Raw genomic sequence first — 18,551 nt, forward strand, 5'->3', positions numbered from 1 at the left:
AGTCGCAGAGGAGACCTCAGAAGTCTTGAGATATCTGAGCAAAGAGCGCCCAGCAGAGTGCGATGCAGACCCCTATGCAGACTAGGATCAAGAGCGCATTGATATACTTCGCCTGCGGCTTCGAGTCTTGATGCAGGTCTAGAGCGAAGTACTCTCGGAAGAAAATGTAGAGAGCCGGTATCGCCGTGAGTACTAGGATGAAGTCCTCTGGTATCCCGAAGAACCAAGTTTTCGTGACCCCCACCATAGCCCAGTTGAGGAGGAGTAGGACGATAAAGATGTTGACCCGACTTGTGAAGAGTAGCAGCAGTCCGATCGTATAGATAGCCACTGTGCAGGGCATCACAGGCGTTGTGATATAGGGGAAGGATAGACCCCTCATAATCGAAGCGAGGGGGTACATCAGTGGCAGTATGAGGACGAAGACCCCAAAAGGCTTGAACTTATCTCGTAGGGCAAACTGTGTATCATCCTCCACGAGATCCTTAACCCACGCCAGAGCCAGTATGCCCCAGTATATGCTGAGGAGGACAGAGTAGCTACGCTCTGCACAGTAGATAGCGTAGTATGCCACAGCGATCCATATATATAGGAGTATCAGATAGGACTTAGCAATGATCGTACTGCTACGTGATGGACGCTTTACAAGGAGGTACAAGACCACAACGGCAGAGATGACTAGGAGTAGCTGTATCGGCCAGGTTGCTGTATTGTACTTGGCGATTGTATTCCAAAAGGTATTCATAGAGCTCAGCACCTATTATTTCTTACGTGTTAGAGAGAAGGTTCGCTTAGGGAAGAGTAGGATAGGAAGTGTAGCCCCCGCAGCTAGGACGAAGATGACCGTGATGGCTACGATACTATTGAAGAAAAACATCTCCATATACCTCTGCTGCCCCGCTATATTATCTAGATTTTGGAGAAACATAATCTGCGCAAAAAACATATTGTACGCATACTTCCCCGGGATCATCGGTAGGAGTGCTGGGATCGAGAGGACGGTGATCGGCGTCTGTATCCGCTTCCCCAACCAGAGTGCTCCAAAGCCGATCGTCAGCGAGGCGCAGAGAGAGCCGATAGCGATATTTATCCCACACTCCGTCATCAAGACGAAGCGTAGCGCATGCCCCACGGCTGCTAGTATAGCGATACTGCGATAAGCCCTCAGCGGAGGGTCAGAGATCGCACCAAAGCCCATGGCAGCCATCGCTGCAAAGAGCCCATCTAAGAATATGTCGACAAGCATCATCATAGCAAGCTACTCCTAAAGATGAAGAGTGTGATCGAAAAGCCCCACCCGATACAACCTATTAGCAAGAAAGCCTCCACAAGTCTTGAGAAGCCCGTCTGTATGTACCCCTCCACGATGTCTATCACACCATTGATGAGCGGCACCCCAGGCACTAGATAGAGTACACTCGTAGTCAGAGCGATCTCACTGTCGGTGTTGAAGATCAGAGAGATACTTGTGCAGAGTGACGCTACAAAGGCTGACGTCATAAAGGCTATATAGTGGTTTACGTGCTCCTGGATCAACTTTTGCTTGCAGATGAAACCCACGACCGTAGCCCAAAAGACGATCCCCATAGCAGGTAGATCACCTCCGAAGAGTCGGCAAAATGAAGCGTTTGCCAGCCCCACCAAGATCAATACAAACAGCGGATGAGTACGAGGCGCAGCTAGGATCTGCTCATACCGCTCACGTAGCTCGTCCAGCGTCAGATGCTCATCGACCACCTCCCAGCTCAAGGCACTCAAACGAGCGTTGTGCTCGAAGCTGATCGGTAGCGGAGGTATCGCCTCTTGGATAGCAAAGTGTGTATTGCTCTTAGGGTCATACAGCTTGATCAGGACCCCTTTCTGTACCATCATCGTCACAACGGTATAGCCGTAGCTCTCGCCTATGCGCTGCGTACAGCGCACGACACGAGAGGTGTGCACGCCACAGCCCATCATGTGTGTCGCGTAGGCTGAGAGAAAGGTCCCGACAGCCTTCAGACTATTACCGTGAAGATCGTTTTCCATAGTCGTTCTTCTCTGAGAGTCGGTTTAAGTGCCATCACTAGCAGCTCACCTGACTCTGTAATGCATGTTTTCGTTCCCCTAGTGTCACGACCCATCTTCAGAGCAGGTGTGATCACCTGCTGATGAGCCTATACACCAGATGGCAAAGGTACGAATTTAGAGATTAGAAATTAGCCATTAGAAGAGACGGAGTAACGATGAGTAGGGATGTCTTCTCGCTAGACACTAGTCCAGCGTCCCTACACCTCGCCACACGTTTATGCCGATTTTACTATCGCTTGTTTTGGCAATGGGGACAGACGCCCTTGATGACGAAGGAGATGGCGTGGGCACTGTATCCCTTGGGCAGGCGTAGCGGAGGCACCTCGAGCATCTCCATGCAGTAAGAGTGCTGGCATCGCTCGCAGTAGAAGTGTATGTGCTCATCCTCACCGAGACAGACACCATCGCTGGCGCAGAGCTCATAGTTGCACACACCTCGCCCGTCCTCAAAGGCGTGGACGATGTCATGCGCCAGAAAGAGTGTCAGCACCCGTGAGATGCTCGACTTATCCATCGGATAGAGCGTCGTCTCAAGTTCGTTGAGACTCATCGGTTGCGTCGCTGTCATCAAGGCGCGCAGCACCAAGATGCGGTTTGCCGTGGTACGTACTCCCTTTTGCTTGAAGTACTCTGCTAAGTCATCATGTCTCGTCATCGCTTAGTGGCTTTTGCTGTGAAGATCTGTCACCCCAAAGGTACGAAATTAGAAGTTAGAAGTTAGAGATTAGAGATTAGAAGTTAGAGATTAGACTCTAGTCCCTAGAAACACTAGACCTACTAGGAGCACTAGTGCCACTAGCCACCCATCCTCCCTCTAATTTCTAAGCTCTAACTTCTAATCTCTAATAAAACAAGCGGGTGAGTCAACCATCGTTGACCCACCCGCTTGTTTTGTAAGGGATCGGAGATTACTTGATCTCCTCAAAGTCTGCGTCAGCTACATCGCCAGAGTCGTTGCCCTTCGCAGAAGAGTTGTCATTAGGCTGTGCGTTAGCACCTGGCTGAGGACCAGCCTGCTGCTGAGCGTTAGCCTGATTGTACATCTGCTCGGTAGCTGCGTGGAAGGCTGTGTTCAGCTCCTCCATAGCCTTGTCGATAGCGGGGATATCCTCCGCCTTGTGCGCCTTGCGCAGATTCTCCAGAGCAGCCTCGATCGGTGCCTTCTTGTCAGCAGGGATCTTGTCGCCCAGCTCCTTGAGCTGCTTCTCTGTAGAGAAGATCATGCTGTCTGCTTGGTTGAGCTTGTCGATACGATTCTTAGCCTCCTCGTCAGCCTTAGCGTTTGCCTCAGCCTCTTGCTTCATACGCTTGATCTCGTCATCGCTCAGACCGCTCGAAGCCTCGATGCGGATGTTCTGCTGCTTGCCAGTAGCCTTGTCGACCGCCGTGACGTTGAGGATACCATTTGCATCAATGTCAAAGGTGACCTCGATCTGCGGCGTCTGGCGAGGTGCCGGTGCGATACCATCTAGGTTAAAGCGACCGATACTCTTATTATCCTTAGCAAGCGAACGCTCACCCTGTAGGACGTGGATCTCTACTGAAGGCTGGTTGTCCACAGCTGTGGTAAAGATCTGACTCTTCTTCGTTGGGATCGTTGTATTCGCATCGATCAGACGAGTCATCACACCACCCATCGTCTCCAGACCGAGTGACAGAGGAGTCACATCGAGGAGTAGGACATCCTTTACCTCGCCCGTTAGGACAGCACCCTGGATAGCTGCACCGCAGGCGACCACCTCATCGGGGTTCACACCCTTAGAGGGCTCTTGGTTAAAGGTCTTCTTGACGATCTCCTGGATAGCGGGGATACGTGTCGAACCACCTACGAGGATCACCTCATTGATGTCGCTCGCCGTAAGTCCTGCATCCTTGAGAGCCTGCTCACAAGGAGCTACGCAAGCGTGGATCAGCTTATCAGCTAGCTGCTCAAACTTAGCACGTGTTAGCGTACGAACGAGGTGCTTAGCGATACCATCTACAGGGATCAAGTAAGGTAGGTTGATCTCCGTTGAGGTCGAGCTAGAGAGCTCTATCTTGGCACGCTCCGCAGCATCCTTGAGACGCTGCAGTGCCATATTGTCCTTGCGCGGATCGACACCCTCGTCCTTCATAAACTCCTCAGCGAGCCAGTCGATGATCACATGGTCAAAGTCATCACCACCGAGGTGCGTATCACCATTCGTGGACTTCACCTCAAAGACGCCATCACCGAGCTCTAGGATAGAGATATCGAACGTACCACCACCGAGGTCGAAGACTGCGATCTTCATATCGGAGCCCTTCTTGTCAAGGCCGTAAGCTAGCGAAGCAGCCGTAGGCTCGTTGACGATACGACGTACCTTGAGTCCAGCGATCTCGCCAGCCTCCTTAGTAGCCTGACGCTGTGAGTCGTTGAAGTAAGCGGGCACCGTGATGACAGCCTCCGTAACCTCCGTGCCGAGGTAGTCCTCAGCCGTCTTCTTCATCTTCTGAAGGATCATCGCCGAGATCTCTTGAGGCGTGTAGAGACGTCCGTCAATGTCTACACGAGGAGTGTCGTTATCACCCTTGACCACCTTAAAGGGGACGCGCTCAGCCTCCTTCTGTATCTGCTCATAGGTCTCACCCATGAAGCGCTTGATAGAGTAGATCGTGTTCGTTGGGTTCGTGATAGCCTGACGCTTAGCGGGGTCACCCACCTTGCGCTCACCACCCTCTACGAATGCTACTACTGAGGGAGTCGTCATACGTCCCTCGCTGTTGGGGATGACCTTGCTCTCGCCACCCTCCAGAACTGCTACACATGAATTTGTAGTTCCTAAGTCTATACCAATTATCTTACCCATAGTATTGTGTTGTTTGTTGATTTCTTATTTGTTAATGTCTCTGTCGGCTGACCTGGTTCATCCGTAGGTCAGACGCTTACATCACATAGGTATCAAACATTGTGCCACAAAACTATTCCTTGCGACATTATGTCAAAGTGCCACCAAGTCCAAGCGAGACGAGTAGCTGATTTGTTTGGACGCACGGACGAGTAACCCTGTGTAGGGACGCACGGCTCGTGCGTCCGTTGTAGAACGGCAAGACAAGTATTGATGTCGTCTCCTTTAACGGGGACGGACGCTCGACCGAGCGTCCCTACAAATCGTTACACGTCCGCCTCACTGCGTCTTTACCATTTTGGTTAGAAGCGGACGATGAGCGAGGCGTCGTACTGGCGTCCCGTCAGGTAGTTGGGCACGGCGTACTGGTTCCGGTAAGCGTCCGAGAGCCAGTAGTAAGAGCCGATATTGGTCATGTCAAAGAGGTTGAAGATATTCACCCCGATAGATACCTTGCTGAGTGCTTGTAGCCAGCGCCACGCACTGGGCTTTGCCTCAGCACGATCCCACAGCGTGTACTGCATACCGATGTCGACACGCTTATAAGCCGTGCCACGGAAGAGCGGACGACCAAAGCCCTCGGCAGCGTTAAGCTGTGGGAGTCCTCCCGTTAGCACGCCTCGCAAGCTGAGCGTGATACGTTTGTAGCCGGGGAAGTAGTCCTGGAAGAAGAGTGACAAGTTGTAGTCTGGCACGTGTGGTAGTGGCATCTCGCCATACCCCTCGATGGTCTGCCGGCCACGCATTACCGAGGCGGTAAACCACGAGTCTACATCAGGAACAAACTCGCCAAAGAGCTTGACATCTAGCCCCACGATGTAGCCGGTGCCGAGGTTTTGACCTAGGTAGCGCTGCTTGACATTGTCCACATAGTAGGGATTGATGCGAAAGAGATGCTTGTAGTAGCCCTCGGCAGTGAGGCGAAACTTGCGATCCGCCACGAGGAAGTTGTAGTCCACACCGACCAAGGCTTGTGCCGATCCTTGCGAACGAACCTGATCGTTGAGCAGTACCGACTGATTGCCCATAGCGTCAGCCTCGATGATGCGTATCTCCTTGTAAAAGGGGCTCTGGTAGTAAAGTCCTCCAGCTGCTCTCACCAAGAGGTCGGACAGCTCCTTCGGTCGCCACGAAGCGACCAGACGAGGTGAGAAGTCTGCCTTCTTATTGAACGACCAAAAGTTTCCCCGCACGCCAGCCGTCAGATGATAGCTCCCCGAGGGCGTCTGCCACTGCATCTCATCTTGCAGGTAGAGCGAGGCACGGGCCGAGCGTAGCGAGACGTTGGAGTAGAGATTGCTCTGCATCTTGATCAGATCGGGGTCGCGCGGTAGGTTGTAGCCAGCCGAGTCGAGCTTGACCCACTCAGAGATGTAGTCTGCTATCTGCTCGCCTCGCAGCTCCGCACCCCACATAAGGCGATGCGTCTCGTTGAGACGCTGGTTGCCACTATAAGCGAGTGCCGCGACCGAGTAGCGGAGTAGGTTGCGGGCATGCTCATGGTTGACACCCGTAGCGAGCAGTTCCTGCTCCTCGCCTCCAGTCGTCGGGTCAGCCTCCTTCTGCAGATAGTAAGCGCCCGTTATGTCGTAGCTCTCCCGCTCGTGGCTGTTGTAGAGGCTTAGGTCCAGCCTGTGCGCTCCTCGACTGTTGGGGCGCCAGTGTAGCGTCAAGGCTCCAAAGAGGGTGGAGAAGCGATCCCGCTCCTGTCCATCGAAGTAGACGGTAAAGTGCTTCGCATTTTGCAGGGAGCCGACAGTCGTCTCACGCTGCTGCGGACGAAAGCGGTACTGTGTCCAAGAGTAGTAGCCGATGCCCTCGATGCGCCAGCGATCATTAAAGGTGTAGGTCAGATAGGTCTGCGCATCCGCATAGAAAGGGTTGTACTCGCCGCGGGTCTCCATCTTCGAGAGCATCTGCTGCGTGGTGCGCGTGCGGATGCCCGTGACATGGGTAAAGCGTCCATGCTTGCCCCCCACGTAGAGACTATTATTCATCAACCCGAGGGTGACAGCGCCCTCCAGCTTCGTAGGGCGCTTGTACTGTATGTCTAGAACCGAGGAGAGCCGGTCGCCATAGTGCGCATCGAAGGCTCCCGCCGAAAAGTAAACCCGCTCCACCAGATCGGTATTGACAAAGCTCAAACCCTCTTGCTCGGCTGAGCGCACCAATAGCGGACGGTACACCTCGATGCCGTTAACGTAGACGAGGTTCTCATCGAAGCTGCCCCCACGCACATTGTACTGCGTGCTCAGCTCGTTGTGCTGCGTGACCCCCGCATAGGTCGCCACCATCGACTCGATGCTACGTGTCGGCGAAGCCTCCATGGCGAGCGTCTGTGTCGTGATCCGCTCCATACTGGGTGGACGCGCTTCGCCCCGCACTGTCACGGTACCTAAGGCTATAGCACTCTCACCCAGCATCGGGTTAAAGTGCATGTCTCGTGAGATACCCTGCGGGTACACTTGGCGCACCGTCTGATAACCGATAGAGCTGTAGGTGACCACCACGCTGTCGGTCGTCGGGGATAGCTCCAAGCGGTAAGCGCCCGTGAGGTCGCTCCAGGTGCCGATGGCCGTACCCTCGACACGTACCGAGGCAAACTCGATCGGCTCACGGTCACGATCTAAGACGTAACCTGTGAGTGCCACACGGTGGGGCGTCGCGACGGTCGTCGTGTCGGTCGTTGCGCCGGTCGACTGTCCTGTCGTCTGGCCGTAAAGAGCCAGCACGCTACCCTGTAGTAGGAGGCAGAGCAGTAAGACGATGTGGTAAAGTGATCTCATCGCTTACAAAGGTAGACAAAAGTCGCAAGTTGTGAGCGATGAGATCTCTAGTTTCAAAGCTGAAGATCAGCGAAGAGACGTTTACTTGACAGGGCGCAAGGCGCGCATAGCATTGAGCACAGCGAGGACGGTCACGCCTACATCAGCGAAGACCGCCATCCACATGGAGGCTACACCGAGCAGCGCAAGGAGCAGTACCAATATCTTGATACCTATGGCAAACCAAGCGTTCTGGAGGACGATGCTGACCGTACGACGAGCGATCCGTATGGCGGTAGCGATCTTGAGCGGATTGTCGTCCATGATTACCACGTCGGCTGCCTCTATGGCAGCGTCAGAGCCTAGGCCGCCCATAGCGATACCCACATCGGCGCGCGCTAGGACAGGCGCATCGTTGATACCGTCGCCTACGAAGAGGACGGTGCCACGAGCTGGCTGCTCGAGGATCGTCACGAGGCGTGCCAGCTTGTCCGCAGGGAGCAGATCCGCGTAGTACTCGGTGATGCCCACCTGCTGCGCCACCTCACGGGCCACCTCCTCGTGGTCGCCTGTGAGCATGACTAGCTGGCGAATGCCTAAGTGGCTCAGCTCTTCGATCGTTTGTTTAGACTCCTCCTTGATGGTGTCAGACACGACGATATGTCCCGCATAGTTGCCATCGATAGCGGCGTGTACGATGGTGCCCGCATGGTCACAGGGCTGCCACTTAGCCCCGATGGACTCCATCAGCGCTACGTTGCCTACGTGAATTTCAGAGCCGTTGACACGTGCCTTGATTCCTCGCCCGGCCAACTCCTCGACCTCCTCGATAGAGCAGTCGTCTTGTTCGTTGGGGTAGGCGTTACGCAGCGAGGTTGCGATCGGGTGTGTGGAGTGACGCTCCACGTGAGCTACCATGTGCAGCAGATGGTTCGCCTCGCAGTCTGTCGGATGCACCGCATTGGCGGTAAAAGAGCCTTTCGTCAGGGTGCCTGTTTTGTCAAAAAGGACGGCACGCGCCTTGGCCAAAGCGTCCATATAGTTGGCTCCCTTGACCAAGATACCAGCCCGTGAAGCGCCTCCGATACCGGCAAAGAAGGAGAGCGGGATAGAGATGACTAGAGCGCAGGGGCAGGAGATGACTAGGAAGGTCAGCGCACGGTACAGCCAGGTGGCGAAGTGGTCGGTGAAGCTGCCCGTCAGAAGTGGCGGTATGAAAGCGAGCAGGAGCGCTACGATCACCACAACAGGAGTGTAGATCCGGGCGAAGCGACGTATGAAAGTCTCGCTCCGTGACTTATGATCGGTAGCGTGCTCGACCATCTCGATGATCTTAGAGGCGGTGGAGTCGCCTGCGGTCTTGGCGACACGGACGGTGAGCAGACCCGAGAGGTTGACGCAGCCAGACATCACCTCGTCCTCGACAGCAACGCTGCGGGGTACGCTCTCGCCGGTGAGTGCGACCGTATTAAGAGCTGAGGAGCCCTCCACGATGAAGCCATCAAGTGGAACCCTTTCGCCAGGCTTGATGATGATGGTCTCGCCCACGGCTACCTCCTCAGGTGCAACTGTCTGCTCGACTCCGTCACGCAGCACGTGTGCCGTGTCGGGACGTATCTCGAGAAGGTGGGAAACGGCACGACGACTCTTGCCCTCGGCGTATCCCTCGAAGAGTTCGCCTAGCTGGAAGAAGAGCATCACAAAGACCGCCTCGGGGAACTGCGCCTCGGCACCCGGCAGGAAGCCTATGCAGAGTGCCCCGATGGTGGCGATGCTCATGAGGAAGTGCTCGTCAAAGAGTTCGCCATGCGCCACCCCCTCGACCGCCTCGCCGAGCACGTCATACCCTATAATAAGGTATGGCACGAGGTAGACCAAGAGGAGCTGCCACATCGGGAGTGCGCAGGTGCGCTCGACGATATAGGCCCCGATGAGTAGCAGGGCTGTGAGTATGATACGTATTAGTTTTCTCTTCATAAGATATAGATGTACTGTTACGGAGGCAAAGGTAGAGCTATCTGGGTGCAACTCCGTTGCAAAAGTTCGTCTCGCATCAGTTTCCCAAAAACTTTCCAGCCTTGGAAAAATAAATTTCCTCCGTTGGAAATTTCTTTTTCCTCCGTTGGAAATTTCTTTTTCCTACCTAGGAAATCAAAAGTTCCTCCCTTGGAACTAAAAAGTTCCAAGAGGGGAACAACTTTTGGAACTCATATATTGTCCTCTTCCTGAAAAAAGTACACAGTTGGGAAGGTATTACTGAGACGATACACGGGTTATTTTTGTTAGTCCTGTGAGTGTACTCATTTGTTAGTTTTGCTCCTGCTGGGGTACACGACTTGTGGTCGTTTTTACTGCGGAGGTACACAAAGATAGGTCTTTGTGTGGAGTTAAGCGGCATGAGCTCGGAGATTTGAGGCTCAGAGCTTTGGGAGAATTGTTCTTAGCTATCTGGTTCTTAGAGGGTTGTGATGTTAGAGGGTTGGGGTAATCTGGTATGAGCATCTGCATCGGAGTCTTCTTGTTGATGGCTCGATGAGGTCGCGCTGTGTTATAGAGAGCAATCGTTTGAGAGAGGATCTCTCGAACTTGATCTATGGGCTTATCCTCGAAGTTGTAGAGCCAGTCGTTCTTGATGATCCCGTTAAGTCGCTCAGCCATAGCGTTGTGAAGGGGGTTGCCGGTCTGGGTGACGCTGGTTACGATGCCTAGGCTGGCCTCGTAGTCGGTCATCTGCTTGGAGACATATTGACAGCCTCGGTCGCTATGGAAGATGAGCCCTTTGAGGTCAAAGCCATGCTTCTGATAGAAGTCAACGGTCTGTCTTAGTGCGTTGTAGGGACCCTCTGTGGAGAGCGTGGGCTGCAGGTCAAAGCCGGTGATGATGCGGCTATAAGCGTCCATCGTCAGGGAGAGATATGCGAAGCCCCCTAAACATTTGACGTAGGTTATGTCTGAGACGGTGAGCCGGCAATGGTCGGTGGCTATGTACTTAGGGGTGGTGTTCAGGTGGTCTTGGAAGCCGTGATTGACCACTCCCTTGGTCGTCTGGGGTGGACGCTTGCGCTTGCGACTTCTTAGTAGCATATCGTTGGCTCCTAAGACTTTGTACAGCCAGTCTCGACCTACTTGAAAGGTCCCTTTGAAGTATTCGTTGGCACACTGCTGGATGGTGTCTACGCCTGCTTTGGGGAGCTGACCGCGCACATACTGGCAATAGTGTAGGACGGAAGCTACTTTGACATCTTCGTCTTGCTCGGTGAAGGTGTGCTTGTAGTAGCCTTTGCGGCTGACTTCTAACAGCTGACAAAGGTAGGTTATGGAGAGCTTTTGATCTCTCTCTTTGGCGGACTCAAGCTGTCTCACGGCTGCAAATCGGTCTTTTTTTTTAGATCAATGTGGTAGCGATTCAAGACCACTTCGAGTAGTGTCTTGTTGACTAATGCCTTGCTCTCAGCCTGGAAGAGGGCTGCTTTGAGACGAGCGTTTTCACGCTTGAGTTCTGCGTACTCTGGATCTACGTCTTTGTTCTTGTTTGTCTTGCTCATAGTGCTACTGGTGCTTTGGTTGGGTAACTCTACATCAAAGGTACGCAACCAATTTCGAATGGTGCGTGTGGTAATGCCGTAGCGCTGGCTGGTGGTGGCAATGCTGTCACCGGTGGCTAGGAGGTCGTCAATGACTCTCCACTTGAAATCTAGGGGATATCCCTTTCGTCCTAGTTTACTTTTTTCTTGTTTCATAGTTGTTGGGGTTGGCTTCCCAACTGTGTACTATTTCAGGAGAGGACATATGCTATGAAATCAGCACAATACGGGTAGCCCTTTGTAGGGACGCTCGGCCGAGCGTCCGTTGTGTCAAAGGTTACTGCGTCGTGGCTCTAACGGGGACGGACGCACGAGCCGTGCGTCCCTACATCATCGTTACTCGTCTCGCTCTAACCTCTAACCTCTAATCTCTAACTTCTAAGTACCTTTGTGCAGACTCATAGCTCATCCTATCAACCGTCACTACTAGATGAATGTTGCTACCTTACCACGTCTGCTACGCTGCGATCAGTGGATCAAGAACCTCTTTGTCCTAGCGCCCGCCTTCTTCGGAGGGGTGCTCCTAGACTCGTCGCTCTGGGGCGGCTTGGTGGTGGCGTTTTTTGCCTTCTCGCTACTCTCCTCATCGATCTACATCGTCAACGACATTGTGGATCAAGCGCGTGATCGCCTGCACCCTAAGAAGCGCTTGCGCCCAATAGCCTCTGGGTCGATCTCGATACCGGTCGCGTGGATCATGGCAGCACTCTTACTGATCCTCGCTGTGGCTTTGCCCCTGGCGCTCCTGCCTCGTACGCTCTGGTGTCAGACGCTCTGGATCATGGGTGGCTATTGGCTGCTCAACGTCTGCTACAGTTACCTGCTCAAGCGGATAGCGGTGGTCGACGTGGTCTCTATCTCGGTGGGCTTCGTGCTGCGGGTGCTACTCGGAGGAGTCGTCACTGGGGTGGTGGTCTCGGAGTGGCTCGTGGTGATGACGCTGCTCCTATCGCTCTTCCTAGCCTTAGCCAAGCGGCGCGACGACTACCTCATCTATGAGCGCAGTGGGGTAGCGATGCGACAAGCTATCAAGGGGTACAATCGAGCCTTCCTAGATCATACGTTGACGATGATCGTGGGCGTCTTACTCATCTGCTACCTCCTCTACACGCTCTCGGCAGAGGTGCATGAGGAGCCTGGCGGCGACTATCTCTACCTGACAGCACTCCCAGTCCTCGTGGGCTTACTGCGCTACCTCCAGATCACACTAGTCGAGGAGCGAAGCGGTAGTCCTACGCAGGTGGTCTATCGGGATGCTATCATCGGCATCTGCGTTGTGGTGTGGGGCGTGCTCTTTGGTCTATTACGCTATGTGGTATAAAAGGGTAAGCGCGTGGATACGATAGCAATCTTTGACCTTGATGGTACGCTCACACGGCGGGACACGCTCTTGCCGTGGCTGGTGCAGATGCAGTCGTGCGGCTCGTTCGTGTGGCATCTGCCTTACTATCTCTATCAGTATGCTGCCTATCGGCTGAGCGGTGGTGTGGCTGATCGCTACAAAGAGCGCATCATTGGCACGGTGGTGCGAGGCTGGAGCTATGAAGAGGGCCTGCAGCGGGGAGCGGCTTTTGCAGATCAGATAGACCAGATGCTCCGCCCCGAGGCTATACGTAGGCTGGAGCAGCATCAACGTGACGGACATCGTACGATCTTGCTGACCGCTTCGACAGATCTGGCGGTCTCGTCGTGGGCTAGGCGTCGTGGCTTTGACTTGGTGCTAGCCACGGAGCTGGAGCTGGCGGAGGGCCTCTATACGGGACGCTTTGCCACGCCCAACTGTAAGGGTGCCGAAAAGGTGCGCCGGCTGGATCTAGCCCTCCCCGAGTGGCGAACGGTCACAACTTATGGCTATGGTGACAGCGCGAGTGATCGAAACTTCTTGGCACTATGTACGAAGCATTACTATGGGACTTTTGAATAAGCAGTTACTAGAGCGGTGGCGGGTGGAGCTACTATGCGCACTGGGCGTGTGGGTGCTACTCGCCCTCTTAGCACTCTATATCTATAGCACAGGGCTGCTGATGCCGCAGGATGACGCTATCGGTGCTTACCTCGGGTATGACAACTACTTCCGCTTTACGACGCGTGGCGGTGCGTGGGACGTGAGCCACCCGCTGATCACGCCGCTATACCTTATTAATAGGGTGCTTCTAGTACCGCTCCTGGGCGAGGGGGGCGCACTCGTCGGCATACTCTTCGCCTCTGCACTCCTGATGGCTATTGCCGTGGCGGGCTGCTGCGGTTATCTGCGGCATGTGGTGCAGCTCGATACGGGACGCAGTCTGCTCCTCTCGGGGCTCCTCCTCTCCACCTTTACGGTGATGACGCTCTCCTTTACGGTAGAGAGCTATCCGCTCTCGATGGCACTACTGGTTCTCTCTCTCCTCTGCCTGAGTAGTCAGCTGAAGCAGGAGAAACGCTTGTCGGGCTGGCATGTTACACTTTGGAGTCTCTTACTGGGTGGCGTGACGCTGACAAACTTTGCCAAGCCACTTTCGCTACTCCTCTTGAGCAAAGAAGAGTCGCTCTGGCAGCGGGCGCGCAAAGCTTTTCTCCCGACACTCCTTTTGCTGACACTCGTTGTGGCGGTGGGGTGGTTTTACCAGCAGAGAGGGACTAGTCAAGGGGCTGAGGAACCGATGCTCACGGCTCAGGTCAACGATCTGCTGCGCTTTCAGACGAGGTCGGCCGATCTCGTGCCAGACTTCTTCGGTCATCCGCTCCTCATCAGCGATCTAGAGATGCGTGAGCTGCATGGCGAGACAGTGCTGAGACCTACGCCCTATGCTTGCTGGGCTATGCAACTGCTCCCGTGGGGGGTCGTACTACTGCTGCTCTCGATGATCTGGATCGGACGACGCTACCCCTTGGCCTGGGCCATACCGCTCTATCTAGCGGTCGATGTGGCGGTGCATCTCATTGGTGGCTACGGGCTAGACGAAGCGGTTATCTTCGGGGGACACTGGGTCTTCCTAGTCCCTATGGCGCTGGGCTGGCTCTACCTTGTGGTGCCTAAGCAGGCGTACCGATATATGGATCTAGCGCTGCTACTCCTATCTATATATATGTGTACGCACAACCTCTCCATCATCTTACTACATATAAAATGAGACCACAGTCTTGCGACTGCGGTCTCTAACCTCTAACCTCTAATCTCTAACCTCTAACCTCTAATATCTAATCTCTAATATCTAATCTCTAATATCTAACCTCTAATCTCTATCTCTATCTCTATGCGGATCGTTCTCATAGGCTCTGGAGGCGTAGCTACCTCCCTAGCGGCTGCACTAGCCAGTCACGCTACCGCATCGCTCTGCGGTATTTACAGTCGTCAGCTGGCGCATGCCGAGGCTCTCCGTGAGCGCTTTGCACTCGCTTGTCCCGTCACCGATAGTCTGCAGCAGCTCCCCGCAGCCGACCTTTACATCATCGCCGTCAGTGACCGTGCGATCGCAGAGGTCGCCAAGGCACTCCCTCCGCTAGACGGCTTGGTCGTACACACCTCTGCCGTGACCCCGATCGAATGCTTCAGCGGGCAGCGTGCTTATGGCGTCTGGTACCCGTTCAATAGCTTTGCCAAGGAGGTCATCGTACCCTTCGAAGGACAAAAGGTCCTTTACCAACTAGCTTCTGAAGAGGGCTTGACCACCCTTCAGCAGTGGAATGACCTCCTGCAGGTCGAGGCGATACCCTCGACACGCGACCAACGCCTCTGGCTACACCTCGCAGGCGTACTGGCCTCCAACTGTACCAACCGCCTCTACACGCTCGCGCACCGTCTGCTGACACAAGCCGACCTCCCCACAGACCTGCTCGACGGACTGATCCTGCGCACCGCCTCCAAGGCGACCACGATCGATCCTTACGCAGCGCAGACGGGACCCGCACGACGCCACGATCTAGAGACTATCGCTCGCCACCGTGCACTCCTCGAGCAGTTGCCCAAGGAGCTGCAAGAGGTGTCACAGCTCTACAACCTATTCACCGAAGCTATCCTAGACGACTACCCACTATGAAACCTTATCGCTGGATCTTAGGCTCCCAATCGCCACGCCGCAAAGAGCTCCTCGCCACCCTCGGGCACCCCTTTGAGATACGTACCATCGAGGGACACAGCGAGGCGTACCCGGAGACGCTACCGCTCGAAGAGGTGCCACGCTACCTCTCCCAGCTCAAAGCGGAGCAACTACGCTCCACGCTTCAAGCTGACGAACTGCTGATCACGGCCGACACGGTCGTCCTCCTCGATGGGCAGATCCTCGGCAAGCCACACGACCTAGACAACGCCCGTCGTATGCTACGACTCTTGAGCGGTCGCCAGCATGAGGTCGTCTCGGGCGTTTCGCTCACCACGACCGAGTGGCAACGCTCCTTCGCCAGCCATACGCGGGTCACCTTCGCACCGCTCACGGAAAGCGAGATAGACCACTACGTAACGCACTACCGTCCGCTCGACAAAGCGGGTGCCTACGGCATACAGGAGTGGATCGGCTACATCGGCGTCTCGTACATCGAGGGCTCCTTCTACAACGTCATGGGGCTCCCCGTGCAGCGCCTCTACCGCGAGCTACGAGATGCCGACCTCCTCCCGTAAGCAGCCGTTAGCTGTTGCGGCTTTTTTTGTTTGCCACTTTGCACAGAAATAGGTACATTTGCACTTGAATGTCAAAGAGTTCTCTCTAGGCCCCCGTTTTCACACACAAACATGAACCTACTAATCACTGGCGGAGCAGGCTTTATAGGCTCCAACCTCTGTGAGCACTTCCTCCGTGAAGGACACACCGTCCGCTGTCTCGACAACTTTGCGACGGGTAAGCCCGCCAACATCCTACCGCTCCTAGCTACCTATCCCGACCGCTTCGAGCTCATCGTCGGCGATATACGCAAACTAGACGACTGCCGCAAGGCAGTCGACGGTATGGAGTATGTACTGCACGAAGCAGCCTTAGGCTCTGTGCCCCGATCTATCTACCATTCGCTACGTGCAATCGAATATTAGCGAGATGTCTTTAAAAAGCAAGTAATAATCCCCCCTCATCATGAAGAAGAATAAGTTTACGATAGGACTACCTAAAGAAACAAAAACTCCTGTCGATGGCAGAGTCATGTTCTCTCCAGATCAAGCTGCTGAGATTATGCTCAGATATCCAATAGAAATTATTGTAGAGTCAAGTGCTGTACGGTGTTTTCCCGACAGACAATATCAAGATATGGGTATACAAGTAGTTGACAACCTCACATCTGTAGATTGCGATATAATCATTGGAATAAAAGAGCAGGAACTGACCCATATCATTCCCAATAGACACTATGTCTTTTTTGGACACTTTGCTAAGGAACAAGAATACAATCGATCCTTAGCAAAGCATTTGCTCTCTAACAAAAACACGTTTACAGATCATGAATACCTAGTTGATAACTCAAATAAGCGGTTGTGCGCTTTTGGTAGATACGCTGGAATAGTGGGTGCTTATAACGCAATTTGGGGTTATGGTCTAAAGGAAAAGCAATATGCGCTATCCTCACCTAATTCTCTGGGAGTTGTTGAAAAGTTACTCGAGGCTGTTAAACTCATCAATATCGAAAAACTACCCAATATCCTTTTTACAGGAAATGGAAATGTAGCCAAAGGGTGCCGGGAATTTCTTACAGCCATAGGATACGAAGAAACGACAATAGAGGATTATACTATAAGAAAGTCATACGAAACAAAACCTCTTTTTGTAAACCTCCTATTAAAGGATTTAGTTCAAAGAATAGATGGTAAACCATTCAGTCGAATTGACTTTTCCAACCATCCCGAAGAGTATGTAAGTTGTCTACTTCCAAAGCTAGAGGGCTTCCCCGTTCTTATTCCATGTCATTTCTGGGGAGAAAAAGACCCCGTTTATCTCAATCAAGAAGATCTTATAAAGCTATCAGGGAAACTTAAACTAGTAGCAGACGTAACATGTGATATCTCAGGAGGCTTTAAATGTACGATTAGATCATCAACGCACGCAAACCCTTTTTATGACTATAATCCCTTCTCAAATAAGGAAGAGGACGCATTTAGTAGCCCATCCAATATTACAATAATGGCTGTTGATACGCTACCCAACGCTATCCCTATAACGTCAAGTGTGTATTTTGGAAGCAAATATATGGAACTTATAATTCCTGGCTTACTAGAAGAAAATCAAGAATCTAAAGAGGCTATTAATAGAGCAACTATTATAAGAGATGGTCAGCTAACCTCTAGATTCTCCTATTTGTCAAGCTTTGTAGAATAAAGCAGGCCCACTCTTTCAATCTTTAACTTCTTCACTCTAAAGTTAGAAATAAAAACGATAAGAGTACTCAAGAATAGACACAACTCTAACAAAGAATAGATATGAATATACTACGCAGTGTACTATATTGGTTGACTAAAAAGAACTTAGCTTTAAGCCTAAAGTTGCGTTACTTTTATTACTTCCGAAAAAAACTCGACTTAAAGAATCCTCAAACCTTAGATGCTAAGATTCAATGGATGAAAGTTCATCTTTATGGCTATCATCAGGATCCTATCTATACTCAATGTGCCGATAAATATAAGGTTAGAGAGTATATCAAGTCTTGTGGATGTCCAGAGATACTCAATGAATTGATCGCGGTCTACGATACACCTGAAGAGATTGAGTGGGAGAAACTCCCTCAGAAATTTGCTCTCAAATGGAATTTCGGTAATGGCTACAATATCATCTGTCATGATAAGAACAATCTAAACATCCCTCAGACTATCAATAGGCTGAGAATGTGGGGAAAGGAAGAGCCATGGCTTAAGACTGGAGAAGTGCAGTACAAGCATGCAGAGAAAAAAATAATCATCGAGAAGTTTATAGAGTCTGAGCGAGGGCTACTTCCTATAGACTATAAGATTTACTGTTTTCATGGCAAGCCAGAATTCTTATTCACTTGTGAAGATCGAAGTTCAGGGACTCCTAAGTTTTACTTCTTTGATAGAGATTGGACTCTTCAACGAATTAATCCCAATGGATTAGCTGCTCCTGAAGGATTCTCGTTACCGAAACCCAAACACCTTGACGAGATGTTTCACTATGCTGAAGTTTTAAGTCAGAGATTTCCCTTTGTGAGAGTAGACTTTTATGACACGCCACAACAAGTTTACTTTGGCGAGCTTACATTTACTCCAGGAGGAGGATTTGACATCGCAAGACTACCTCAGACACAGCTTATGATGGGTAATAAGTTGAATCTTAGTCTTATTCAAAAGAAAAGTTAAT

16 protein-coding genes and 1 pseudogene are annotated in these 18,551 nt (G+C 52.5%); 8 read left to right on the forward strand and 9 right to left on the reverse strand.

Annotation, left to right across the window (positions count from 1 at the left end; translation table 11 throughout):
* Positions 1–16 precede the first annotated feature (16 nt).
* From PORAS_RS04720 to PORAS_RS04760, 9 genes are all read right to left on the reverse strand, one after another.
* Complete coding sequence (locus PORAS_RS04720; RefSeq protein ID WP_004331030.1) at positions 17–745, reverse strand: DUF6064 family protein; 729 nt, start codon at positions 743–745, stop codon at positions 17–19.
* Positions 746–760: 15 nt separating this feature from the next.
* The gene (locus tag PORAS_RS04725) at positions 761–1,249 is read right to left on the reverse strand and encodes a threonine/serine exporter family protein (RefSeq protein WP_044211538.1); all 489 of its coding nucleotides are present in this window, start codon (positions 1,247–1,249) and stop codon (positions 761–763) included.
* Positions 1,249–2,025, reverse strand: a complete 777-nt coding sequence (locus tag PORAS_RS04730) for a threonine/serine exporter family protein (protein WP_013760374.1) — start codon at positions 2,023–2,025, stop codon at positions 1,249–1,251. The genes PORAS_RS04725 and PORAS_RS04730 overlap by 1 nt, the downstream gene beginning before the upstream one ends.
* A gap of 271 nt (positions 2,026–2,296) precedes the next feature.
* Positions 2,297–2,722, reverse strand: coding sequence for a Fur family transcriptional regulator (locus tag PORAS_RS04735; protein ID WP_004331034.1), 426 nt, complete (start codon positions 2,720–2,722; stop codon positions 2,297–2,299).
* Positions 2,723–2,975: 253 nt separating this feature from the next.
* Entirely contained in the window at positions 2,976–4,895 is a 1,920-nt protein-coding gene (gene dnaK, locus PORAS_RS04740; RefSeq protein ID WP_004331036.1) for a molecular chaperone DnaK, read from the reverse strand.
* A 341-nt stretch (positions 4,896–5,236) separates the two neighbouring features.
* Positions 5,237–7,720 carry a TonB-dependent receptor gene (locus PORAS_RS04745; protein ID WP_013760375.1) on the reverse strand — a complete coding sequence of 828 codons (2,484 nt, stop codon included), beginning with the start codon at positions 7,718–7,720 and terminating at the stop codon, positions 5,237–5,239.
* 81 nt (positions 7,721–7,801) lie between these two features.
* On the reverse strand, positions 7,802–9,676 hold the full coding sequence (locus PORAS_RS04750; protein ID WP_013760376.1) for a heavy metal translocating P-type ATPase: 1,875 nt from the start codon (positions 9,674–9,676) through the stop codon (positions 7,802–7,804).
* Positions 9,677–10,006: 330 nt separating this feature from the next.
* Positions 10,007–11,062 (reverse strand): IS3 family transposase, encoded by a 1,056-nt coding sequence (locus PORAS_RS04755; RefSeq protein WP_013760377.1) that lies wholly within the window; start codon positions 11,060–11,062, stop codon positions 10,007–10,009.
* Positions 11,059–11,439 carry a transposase gene (locus tag PORAS_RS04760; protein ID WP_013760378.1) on the reverse strand — a complete coding sequence of 127 codons (381 nt, stop codon included), beginning with the start codon at positions 11,437–11,439 and terminating at the stop codon, positions 11,059–11,061. Before PORAS_RS04760 ends, PORAS_RS04755 begins: the two co-directional genes overlap by 4 nt.
* A 274-nt stretch (positions 11,440–11,713) precedes the next feature.
* On the opposite strand from PORAS_RS04760, the gene PORAS_RS04765 reads away from it, so the two are divergent.
* The 8 genes and pseudogenes from PORAS_RS04765 to PORAS_RS04800 all read left to right on the forward strand — a co-directional run bounded on the left by PORAS_RS04765 (position 11,714) and on the right by PORAS_RS04800 (position 18,550).
* Positions 11,714–12,604 carry a decaprenyl-phosphate phosphoribosyltransferase gene (locus tag PORAS_RS04765; protein ID WP_013760379.1) on the forward strand — a complete coding sequence of 297 codons (891 nt, stop codon included), beginning with the start codon at positions 11,714–11,716 and terminating at the stop codon, positions 12,602–12,604.
* Between the two features lie 12 nt (positions 12,605–12,616).
* Positions 12,617–13,207, forward strand: coding sequence for an HAD-IB family hydrolase (locus PORAS_RS04770; protein WP_044211338.1), 591 nt, complete (start codon positions 12,617–12,619; stop codon positions 13,205–13,207).
* Positions 13,191–14,396 carry a DUF6080 domain-containing protein gene (locus PORAS_RS04775; RefSeq protein ID WP_013760381.1) on the forward strand — a complete coding sequence of 402 codons (1,206 nt, stop codon included), beginning with the start codon at positions 13,191–13,193 and terminating at the stop codon, positions 14,394–14,396. Before PORAS_RS04770 ends, PORAS_RS04775 begins: the two co-directional genes overlap by 17 nt.
* Positions 14,397–14,519: 123 nt before the next feature.
* Positions 14,520–15,302, forward strand: a complete 783-nt coding sequence (locus PORAS_RS04780) for a DUF2520 domain-containing protein (RefSeq protein WP_013760382.1) — start codon at positions 14,520–14,522, stop codon at positions 15,300–15,302.
* On the forward strand, positions 15,299–15,880 hold the full coding sequence (locus PORAS_RS04785; RefSeq protein ID WP_013760383.1) for a Maf family nucleotide pyrophosphatase: 582 nt from the start codon (positions 15,299–15,301) through the stop codon (positions 15,878–15,880). Before PORAS_RS04780 ends, PORAS_RS04785 begins: the two co-directional genes overlap by 4 nt.
* Before the next feature lie 111 nt (positions 15,881–15,991).
* Positions 15,992–16,279 (forward strand): annotated as a pseudogene (locus tag PORAS_RS04790) (NAD-dependent epimerase/dehydratase family protein); the annotation flags it as partial.
* A 46-nt stretch (positions 16,280–16,325) separates the two neighbouring features.
* Complete coding sequence (locus PORAS_RS04795; RefSeq protein WP_013760385.1) at positions 16,326–17,558, forward strand: NAD(P)-dependent oxidoreductase; 1,233 nt, start codon at positions 16,326–16,328, stop codon at positions 17,556–17,558.
* A gap of 101 nt (positions 17,559–17,659) precedes the next feature.
* Positions 17,660–18,550 (forward strand): ATP-grasp fold amidoligase family protein, encoded by an 891-nt coding sequence (locus PORAS_RS04800; RefSeq protein WP_013760386.1) that lies wholly within the window; start codon positions 17,660–17,662, stop codon positions 18,548–18,550.
* Position 18,551: the final 1 nt, after the last annotated feature.

This window comes from Porphyromonas asaccharolytica DSM 20707 (genome assembly GCF_000212375.1).
GTDB lineage: Bacteria > Bacteroidota > Bacteroidia > Bacteroidales > Porphyromonadaceae > Porphyromonas > Porphyromonas asaccharolytica.

Excerpts from the sequence above, each read along its gene's own strand:
- PORAS_RS04775 (WP_013760381.1), top strand. The coding sequence starts at position 13,191 with ATGGGACTTTTGAATAAGCAGTTACTAGAGCGGTGGCGGGTGGAGCTA.
- PORAS_RS04735 (WP_004331034.1), bottom strand. The coding sequence starts at position 2,722 with ATGACGAGACATGATGACTTAGCAGAGTACTTCAAGCAAAAGGGAGTA.
- PORAS_RS04795 (WP_013760385.1), top strand. The coding sequence starts at position 16,326 with ATGAAGAAGAATAAGTTTACGATAGGACTACCTAAAGAAACAAAAACT.
- dnaK (WP_004331036.1), bottom strand. The coding sequence starts at position 4,895 with ATGGGTAAGATAATTGGTATAGACTTAGGAACTACAAATTCATGTGTA.
- PORAS_RS04720 (WP_004331030.1), bottom strand. The coding sequence starts at position 745 with ATGAATACCTTTTGGAATACAATCGCCAAGTACAATACAGCAACCTGG.
- PORAS_RS04800 (WP_013760386.1), top strand. The coding sequence starts at position 17,660 with ATGAATATACTACGCAGTGTACTATATTGGTTGACTAAAAAGAACTTA.
- PORAS_RS04785 (WP_013760383.1), top strand. The coding sequence starts at position 15,299 with ATGAAACCTTATCGCTGGATCTTAGGCTCCCAATCGCCACGCCGCAAA.
- PORAS_RS04730 (WP_013760374.1), bottom strand. The coding sequence starts at position 2,025 with ATGGAAAACGATCTTCACGGTAATAGTCTGAAGGCTGTCGGGACCTTT.
- PORAS_RS04760 (WP_013760378.1), bottom strand. The coding sequence starts at position 11,439 with ATGAAACAAGAAAAAAGTAAACTAGGACGAAAGGGATATCCCCTAGAT.
- PORAS_RS04780 (WP_013760382.1), top strand. The coding sequence starts at position 14,520 with ATGCGGATCGTTCTCATAGGCTCTGGAGGCGTAGCTACCTCCCTAGCG.
- PORAS_RS04750 (WP_013760376.1), bottom strand. The coding sequence starts at position 9,676 with ATGAAGAGAAAACTAATACGTATCATACTCACAGCCCTGCTACTCATC.
- PORAS_RS04745 (WP_013760375.1), bottom strand. The coding sequence starts at position 7,720 with ATGAGATCACTTTACCACATCGTCTTACTGCTCTGCCTCCTACTACAG.
- PORAS_RS04765 (WP_013760379.1), top strand. The coding sequence starts at position 11,714 with ATGAATGTTGCTACCTTACCACGTCTGCTACGCTGCGATCAGTGGATC.
- PORAS_RS04725 (WP_044211538.1), bottom strand. The coding sequence starts at position 1,249 with ATGATGCTTGTCGACATATTCTTAGATGGGCTCTTTGCAGCGATGGCT.